The sequence below is a fragment of the Microcoleus sp. B4-C2 genome (assembly GCF_036705265.1).
Classification (GTDB): Bacteria; Cyanobacteriota; Cyanobacteriia; order Cyanobacteriales; family Microcoleaceae; genus Microcoleus.
In genome coordinates this window covers 49,855-58,467 of record NZ_JAUBUB010000029.1, presented here as the reverse complement: position 1 = coordinate 58,467, position 8,613 = coordinate 49,855, and the positions used below count along the sequence as shown (strand labels likewise).

Below are 8,613 nucleotides of genomic sequence, written 5' to 3'. Positions count from 1 at the left end.
GATGGGCGTCCCGCCCGTCCTTTTTGGACGGGCGGGACGCCCATCCCACTTTCAAGAGTGGAAGTTATTTAGTTCTCATTCCTAAGTCAGGAATTACGCACTTCCACCAAAGAAACCGGGTTTTTTATCGAATCTGGGGGTGGCCACGAAATATTATCGTAAAAAACCCGGTTTCTGGGCCCCCATGCGTAAGCGCTATATAAAATTAATTCGACTGAATTTCCGAATTCAAAACCTTAGAAATTCGATCGCGCGTTTCCTCCAAATGAGCCCGCGTATAAGCATCCGCATTCCGATCCAAATTCCGAATACTCTTGCTCAAACCCTCCCGCAACTGCCGCAACTCGTACCACGCCAAACTCCGCGCATCCTCTGGAACACTCGTTTTTCGCAGCACCATTCCGATCAAAATCGCCAAATGTTCCCGCTGCAAAGAACGCCGAAAAGTTGAAATTTGCATTTTCTTTTCCGGCTGCAAAACCTCTTCCCAGATATCCTTTTGCACAGTATTCAACACTTCCGGCAACCTCAAAGCAGTTTCCGGCGGCGATTTTAACTCCGCATCCCGCAGCCTCGCCAAGCGCATCGGAGATAGCAAAACTCGCAACACAAACCGCTGCAAAAAAGTAATTCGATCGCCGATCGGGTAATCTAGAGGAAACACCAAAGCCGGACTTCCCCAGTGTTCCCAGCGCGACGGTGCCAATTTATTCAGCAATTCCGGCGCAAAACTAAACGCATCCGGCGCAAAAACGTACTTTTCAAGGGTTGCTAATGCTTCTCGCTGCACAGAAAGTTCGATCAGCACAAACGGCAACTTCGCATTAGTATCTCCAGGGCGAATCCGACTAAACGACTGTCCCCCCACATACAAAGTCGCATTCATCACCTGCTGAACATAATACCCGAACACCGAATCAAACATCACCCGCAGTTCGTTATAACCATCTCCCCCAACCGGAATTCGCTTTTCCAAACGCTTCCACATCGCCCTAGCATTATCCAATTGCCATTGCGAATACCTCAGCATATTGGCGCTGAGATCAAAGGTATTTGCAGCCGGATCGAGAATATCAAAAGAATCCTCATCCGGCGCGTAAGATAATTGGGGTTCCGCAGCGCGGCTGGCAATTTGTTGCAGCGTGGGTAAGTCGCTGTTCGGGTCCCGGCCGCCAATCACCTTGTAACCATACTCGATCGCCCAATCGTCATAAGGCCCTACAATCGTTGGATAATAGTCGCCCTGCACAGTTCCGGCAGGTGCCAAATTAATCGGCACATAATCCATCACCGACGCTACCAAACCTTGCGTGCGAGTTACCTGAGTATTGTGCAAATCCTCCGGTTGCAACATCGTACTTCCGTGAAAATTGTGCCTCAAACCGAGAGTGTGACCGACTTCGTGGGCAGTCAAAAATCGGATATATTCATTCACATAATTGTCAATCGTCCCACTGCTAGGCGCTGCATTTTCCAACAAATCGATCGACATTGCCCCCATCGCAAACTGGCGGTTCGATTCCAACCCAAAACACATATCCGAACTCGACATCAACCGCGATAAAGACGATCGCTTTTGCTCTTGGTATCTTTCTACCAAAGTCGGCAAATCATCAGCAATTCCACCTTGAGCATTTTCCCTGCTGCTTTTTCCTAAATCCCCATTTTCGAGCATCGGCAAATAGCGAGAATACATCCCAAACTGACAGGGATTGGTATTAGAACCGTTTCGCCCTTGAAAACTCTTAGATAGCGATCTATTTTGTTCCACCAAAGACCGATAACCCTGTTTGATTTCCCGGACAACATTAGCATCCAACAGAATGTCAGCATCCAAAATTTCCCCCGTCAGCGGGTTAGTACGAGACGGCCCGATGCCTGCAAACTGAGGCTCAAAAGAACTCGACCAGCGGATAGTATTATAGCGAACGTCAGCCGGGTCCCATTTAGCATTGTCCGGCATTTGTTTGACCTGAATTGCCTCAGTAAAACCTGCCTTTTCAAAAGCTTTGTTCCACTCCAAAACGCCCTCGCGGATTGCGTTTCGGTATTCGGTAGGCACATTATTTTCAATCCAAAAGACGATCGGCTGTACTGGAGGCGACATCGGCGCCGTCGGGATTTGCTTTTGCAAATGCCAGCGATTGATATAGCGCACAAAAGGCTCCCGGCTATTCTTGTCAGAAAAGTCCTTATATGCTGTGAGGAAATAGCCCACTCGCTCGTCCGCAAGTCGGGGCCGATAGCCGTTATTTAGCGGCACTTCCGAGAAACTGTAGTGAATGCGGAGGTTAAAAGCCCGACTGTCAGGAATCGAAGGTAAATAGTTAACTTCACTGTCATTATCGCTAGAAAAACCATAGACAGAAGCAATCTCCACATTCAGCGGAAACGCTTTAACATCTTTAAAAGAAGACTTGTCTGCATCGATCGAGTAAGAAGCGCCCAAAAGCATCGGCAAAATCGCTTTTACCCCTGGCAAATCGCGTTTGTCGCTCATCAGCAAATCGCCTAAATCGATTAGCAGAGTTTGTCTTTGCGGATGAATGCTTTTGAGAGGCAAAGAATAGAGAATCGACTCGCTAAATCCCCGTGCTACCGAACCTGCTTGCGGGTCGCCCGGACTTGTGCGAAAATTGATATTTGGTATCACAAACTGCACGTTATTTTGGACGCGCCGCAGTTGAAACAAGAAATCGCCGATCGGCATTCCGCTCAAAATGCCCGCTTCCCCCAAACCCGATGCCAATGTCACAAAGCATAGGAACTTTTTGTTGAATTGTTCCGGTTTAATTTCCAGATATACTTTATCAGTTGCTTGATTGCGGTAAAGGGTAAATAATCCCTCTAACTTTTTCGCGTCTTTGACAACCTCTTCAAAGGGTGCCAGAGTTTGCTGTTCGCTACTTGGTTCGTTGCTGGGCGGCCCAGATGATAAAGCTACAGGTAAAAAGAAACCTTTATACAAACTGAAACAGAAAAATGCTAAAGATAATATAAAAAATATCAAAGGCAGATTTTTTCTAGGATTTTTTATCTGTGTATTTTTGCTATTTTCAGGAAATATCAATCTTTTCATTTTCAGTAATTTAGCCGCAGGAAAGAATAGTTTTGAGATAGTCGCGCCGCACTCGCAACGTTGGGAGCATTTAACTTCTAAAATAACTCAAAACTCAAAAATTAGAACTATTGTTGCGCTGGCCAGGGAATCATGGGATCTTGAGCCAACCGCTTAGAAACTGCAACAGCACCGTAACGGTTGAGGTGGCTGGGGTCGGAAAAAGATTCCCGCGCCTGGGGCCACAATAAACTCTTATCTAGGAAAATTAGTCCGCTTTGGGCTGCTAATTCTTGCATATATTGCCGGAATTCTTGTTCGTAACCTGTCCGCACCGGGTCTAAATAATCTTCAGTCAGAGGCATATTAACAAACACGAGATTGATGTTGCGAACTTTGGTGAATTCGATCAGATTTTTGAGTGCTAGAGCTTGTTCGCCTACCAATTTAAAATTTTGATAGTCGGAGTCGTAATAACCAGATACTTTCGGGTGCTTCTGAAAGTAAGTTTCGGGATTGAAGCGTATATCGATCGGCAAAAAGCCATTTGGTTGATACTCGCTGACTGGTTTACTCGCAGCAGTGGGCTGAACGTTTTCAGTTGTTTGTTCACCCAGGGCTGCGGTTTGGGGGCTGTCGGTTGCAACAGGGGGTGAGGGATTAACGATCGATCGCAAAAACCCTTTGAGTCGATCGCGATTTTTGTAAGTTGCAGAACCCTCCACCAACTTTTGATTCACCAATTGCTGAACATTAGCTTGAGCTTGTCCCAAATTGTTCACCAATTCAGTCGCAGTCGCCACCGGATTGTTAGCGCTTTCCTTCGATGTTTCGGATTCTAATTGATTGGTGGGGATCAGAAAACTACCCCGGCTCAATTGCCTGTAACCTTCAGAAGAAGCGATCGCACTAAAAGTCAAATCCGGCCGCCCGCTGTTGAGAGCCCTCGCCCCGTCAGCCAACACCAACAATTTCGGCAGTTGTTGCGGCGGCAAAATCCGGCGGACGATCGAATCTACAACTTGGAGAGTAGCTCCATTAACTCCAAAATTGTAAGCCCTCAGCCCCGGATAGCCCGAAGCTGCCAAAGCTGTTTCCAAAACCGCCGGATCGATGCCCCGCAGCGCCCTCGAACTACCGACAATTAAAATATCCGGCGGTTTTTTGTGCAGGTGAATGTACTCTTGATAGCGCGCTATCTGATCGTCAAGCTGCTCGCTCCTCAAAGTCGGGAACACCGGAGGAGCAGAAACATCAGCTACAGGAACGCTAGTATTTCCCGGTTTCGTAAACCCAGAGCCATTGAAAGCCTCTTGCTGGTTGGCGGACGGCGACGGCTGCAACGGAATTCGAGGCAAATTAACCTCCTCAGCAGGGGGAAGGGGGTTCGCGGTTTCCTTCGGAAGTCGGGCTGTAACGTCGCCAGAAGCCTTGGGAGCTGAATTTTGACAATTTGGGCCGCTGCAAACTTCGGAGGCACTAGGAGCTTGACTGACCGTCGCAGATTGCAGAAATTGACCGAGGATCCAATCGGTATTGAAAGTCAGCAGACAGCCGGCGATCGCCCAAATCAAAGCCATTCCCGCCGCGCGATCGGCTCTCACGCCCCCCGGCGCAGCAGCATTCGTGGATAAACCATCGTTGGGAACAAACAAACCCGAAGCGACAAGCGGTTGCACCGCAGCTTGAACTAACTGCTCGCCCAGATTGTATCCGGGGAGTCTGATTTTGAAGCGGGGCCGCCAGGAGTTGGGCGTCGGAGCATCGAACACCAAATTGTCGCCCAAACCCGAAAAACTCCCATCCTCCGCCGGCGCAAACTCCGGCACCGGTTCCTTTTCCAACACAGCCCCTTGGGAGGGAGCCGGTGCGGGTGACGTCGCTGATTCCTCGTCAACCGCCGTTCTGAGGTCGATTGCGTAGCGCCACAGGGGCAGTTTCTGGCCGGCGCGCCGTCCGTAGACTCGCACCCCTGCCACTCCCGGAATTTGTAACTGTCGCAAAAATTTCGCCACCGGCGGGCCTATCTTCGACTGAGAAGGGCAAGTCAGAGCTTCTGTCATGACGTGCAGCACGTTGGCTTTTTGCAGCACGACAGCCCGAATCCCTCCTGTTTCCAGCTTGCGTCTGAGATTGGGGTTGAGCAACCTGTTCAATAAAAAAGTCAGAGCCAATTGGTCGCCCTCAACTGCCAGCGTTCTAGCGTTCGCAGCCAAGTCGGGGTGGTGGGCTGCTGGCAAGTCTACCCAGTCTATCCACACGGGGGACTCCGGCGCCGCCTGAGAGTCCTTGGCTGGTTCTACGCCGTAGATTGTAGCTGCGCGGATGCCTTGGGGTGCAAAGGATGCTAACAAAGGGGCGATCGTGTCGGTGGTTTGCTGCTTGTCGGGGTATTCTTGCCGTTTAGGCTTTTGTCCTTTTTTGGCAGTTTTGCTGCAAAACAGGTGGAGGGTTGCTTCTTTGAGGGTAGCCCGCACTTCGACTCTCGATGCAGCCAAGTGTTGATTTAGCAGTTTGGCGATCGACTGTACGTCTCCCCACCTGGCCCATTCCTTAAGAATTTTGTCCGGCGAAGTCAAATCCACTCGCAGTAGCCAGTCCGGCTTCGCTTCGCCGCTGACTTGGCTGGCGATCGCGGCTTCCCGGAAATCCTCTAGTTGCAGTTTCCGCAGCCTGCCGGCGATGGGTTCAGCCAGCAATGAGGGGTCTGGGCTGTAAGCTGACTCGCACAGCACTAGCAGTCGGCGTTCCTTGGGCTTGATATTTTCCGGCGCATTCACCGGCAGGGTTTCTCGGCTGCTTTTGAGTTCTTTTTCGCGAATGCTTACTTTCACCGAAACTCCCATTGGCCCTAGGATTTCGCTGAGATAGCTGGCGATCGCATCTGGATAGCCCCGGCGCGCCAAGGTTTCCGGCGAAACCGTTAATGTTCCATCTCGATCGCCCTCGCCTGAGTCAGCTTGGGGGGATTGAATCAAAGCCACTGCGCCACGGTTGGCTTTCTGCTGCGGGGGAACGGCGGAACCGACGGCTTCCCGCGTCGCAGCAGCCGAAGTGTCGATCGTCACGGGGGAAGTTTCAAAAGCTTCTGCGTATTCAATGCGGGAGGCGATGGGCAGACTGTCGGCGTCAAAATCCAGTTCTTCCCGTACTTGCGGCGGTTGCGCGACTGTTTCTACGGGTTTTGGTGTCTGTTTGAGTTTCTGGTTGTCATTCTTAAATCTGCCGAAAAATCCGCCTCTTTTAGGGCTTGCTGGCGGTTCGTCGGGGGAACTCGCTGGCGGCGGCACTTCGGCAACTTTTGGTTCCGGTTGCTGTGGCTGTTGCTGTTGCTTGGGACTGCTGCAATCGAGCCGGACTGTCCAGTCATTTTGTCGGGAACCGATTTTGCGGCCGCACAGAAACAACTGGTAAATTTTAGGTCGATCGGGCAGCAGTTGCGTTAAATCAGTGTGTTCGAGGGCGTTGGTAAATCGCGCCGTCACCAATTCTTGAGACGGACACTGCGCTGCTTCGCACAAAATGTGCAGGTGATTTCCCCGCAAACGCGCTTGTACTTGAACTTCGGGAAGCCCTAAAGCTTCTTGCGCCCACTGCGACGCGGCCGATCGATTGTCTGCCAATATGCTCCCGTTCGCATTCAACATGGGACTTTAAATTTCGTCAAGGCTGCTTTCGTCTTCTACAGATAGCACATTTCGTCCGTATTTTGGCATATATTAGGCTTCACTTAGGCGAAGTCCTCAGTCATTGGTCGTTGGTAATTATTAGGAATCGCACCACACTACATATAGTGTGTCTGCGTCCTGGACTGTACAACCTAGTTTCCAAAGCTTTTACTGTTGTTGCGATCGGTTTTTTCTTCTTTTTGCAAAAAAATAAGTTACTTATTATACAACAAACAGAAAAATTAGTTGGGCGATCGCCAATCCAAAGTTGTCAAAAGCCCACAATTCGTAGCGTGACACTGAGCGGGTACGGAAGTAAGTTAAAGCTTCCATAAAATTTACTTCCTGATGGTGAACACCGCTTGCGATCGATAAAAGTTACTGATATTCTCAAATGTATTCGTAGCAATAAAACAACCCAATTATTCCATCACATCATTTTTTTTTCAGCCGCATCGGCAAGTTTTCACCTGTCGATATCGCAGCTTCCGTCCTCAATAAAAAAACAAAATTCCAGCATCGTCTGGAATCGCTTTGCTTGCGATATTTTCAATATTAAAATCCTCAATTTCTGCATAATTTTAGTCACTTTTATTATCAAAAAACCAAACTTTAAATCATGTCACCAATCGAAGCATCTACCCCAAAAATAACTGCCAATATTTCTCTCATTCCCGACATTGCAGAAGACTTGCAACTAGAAAATTCTACCAATAATTACTCTCTTCCCCCGAAAACTCTCCTAACAGTTAACGAAACATCCTCCACAAACTCCAGCGTTGAACTATTATCATCAAACAACCAAATCCTCGATAAAAGCCCTGAAATATCTCCCCAACAAGCAGAGATAGACGCCTTCATCCTCAACCAAGATTCACCACCAACAACCAACAGCATTCCTGAAAAACCGCAAACATCTACAACTCAAACCGACGCAATCACAGGCGATACAACCAAGCCAGCAACTCAAAATAACATTTCTTTCGACTCCGGCATTTTCCAAGCAGACGAAACAGGTAAAATTGTGTTCGATTACCTATCAGACGGAGGCTCGTATCAAGGAGAACTAGCAATTATCAGCCTGACAGGAATGCAAGAATTTGTTCCCGATTCCCAAGCATTTATCAAAGAAGCAGCCAGACGCGCTTTAAGCAACTCCTCACTCGGTTATATCGCCATTTCTGACAGTACAGAAGCAGCGAAATTCTCTAGTTTCGAGGGAGAAAACAACTTCAATATCGGGGAATACCGAGGAATCAAAACCTTTGCAATGACACCAGGAGATGAAATTGGTATCATCGTAGTTCCCAACGGCACAATACAAGAAGCATACAATAATCCAGCCATTGGCGGCGACAAAAAGCCCTTATTTTCAATGGCTACAGCTAATTCCAGCGATGCTTTTCAACGGGGACAAATAGCCAGTGTTGCGAATGGCGGCAGTATATTTGTCATGGAAGATATGGGGATAGGAGAAGGGAGCGATGCTGATTACAATGATATCATATTTTCGCTCAAAGGTGCAACCCCTAAAGTCATTTCAATGGATGATGTAATTGCCAAAAACTCCGATTGGCGTACATCAGAGAAAGGCAAAGAATTGATAGCTGACGCTGCGGCGCCAAAAACTGAGACTAAATTAGAAGACAAAAAACCAGATACTACTTCTACAACGACTTCGGCTGAGACAGAAATCGAAAATTCCCCCGCAGTTGAAACTCAAAATCCGACTGTTTCGGAAATTCCCAATTCCGAGACGACTTCGGCTGAGACAGAAATCGAAAATTCCCCCGCAGTTGAAACTCAAAACCCGACTGTTTCGGAAATTCCTAATTCCGAGACGACTTCGGCTGAGACAGAAACCGAAAATTCCCCCGCAGTTGAAAC

Annotated in this window: 3 protein-coding genes; 1 reads left to right on the top strand and 2 read right to left on the bottom strand. The window is 48.6% G+C overall.

The features are described from left to right. Positions 1–205: 205 nt before the first annotated feature. Together QUB20_RS11550 and QUB20_RS11545 are read right to left on the bottom strand one after the other, a co-directional pair. On the bottom strand, positions 206–3,079 hold the full coding sequence (locus QUB20_RS11550; protein WP_333246203.1) for a zinc-dependent metalloprotease: 2,874 nt from the start codon (positions 3,077–3,079) through the stop codon (positions 206–208). A 107-nt stretch (positions 3,080–3,186) separates the two neighbouring features. Beyond that, positions 3,187–6,705 (bottom strand): hypothetical protein, encoded by a 3,519-nt coding sequence (locus QUB20_RS11545; RefSeq protein ID WP_333246201.1) that lies wholly within the window; start codon positions 6,703–6,705, stop codon positions 3,187–3,189. A 640-nt stretch (positions 6,706–7,345) separates the two neighbouring features. Here QUB20_RS11545 and QUB20_RS11540 point away from each other — a divergent pair. Further along, the coding region (locus tag QUB20_RS11540) for a DUF4114 domain-containing protein (RefSeq protein ID WP_333291358.1) at positions 7,346–8,613 on the top strand (1,268 nt) is incomplete at its 3' end.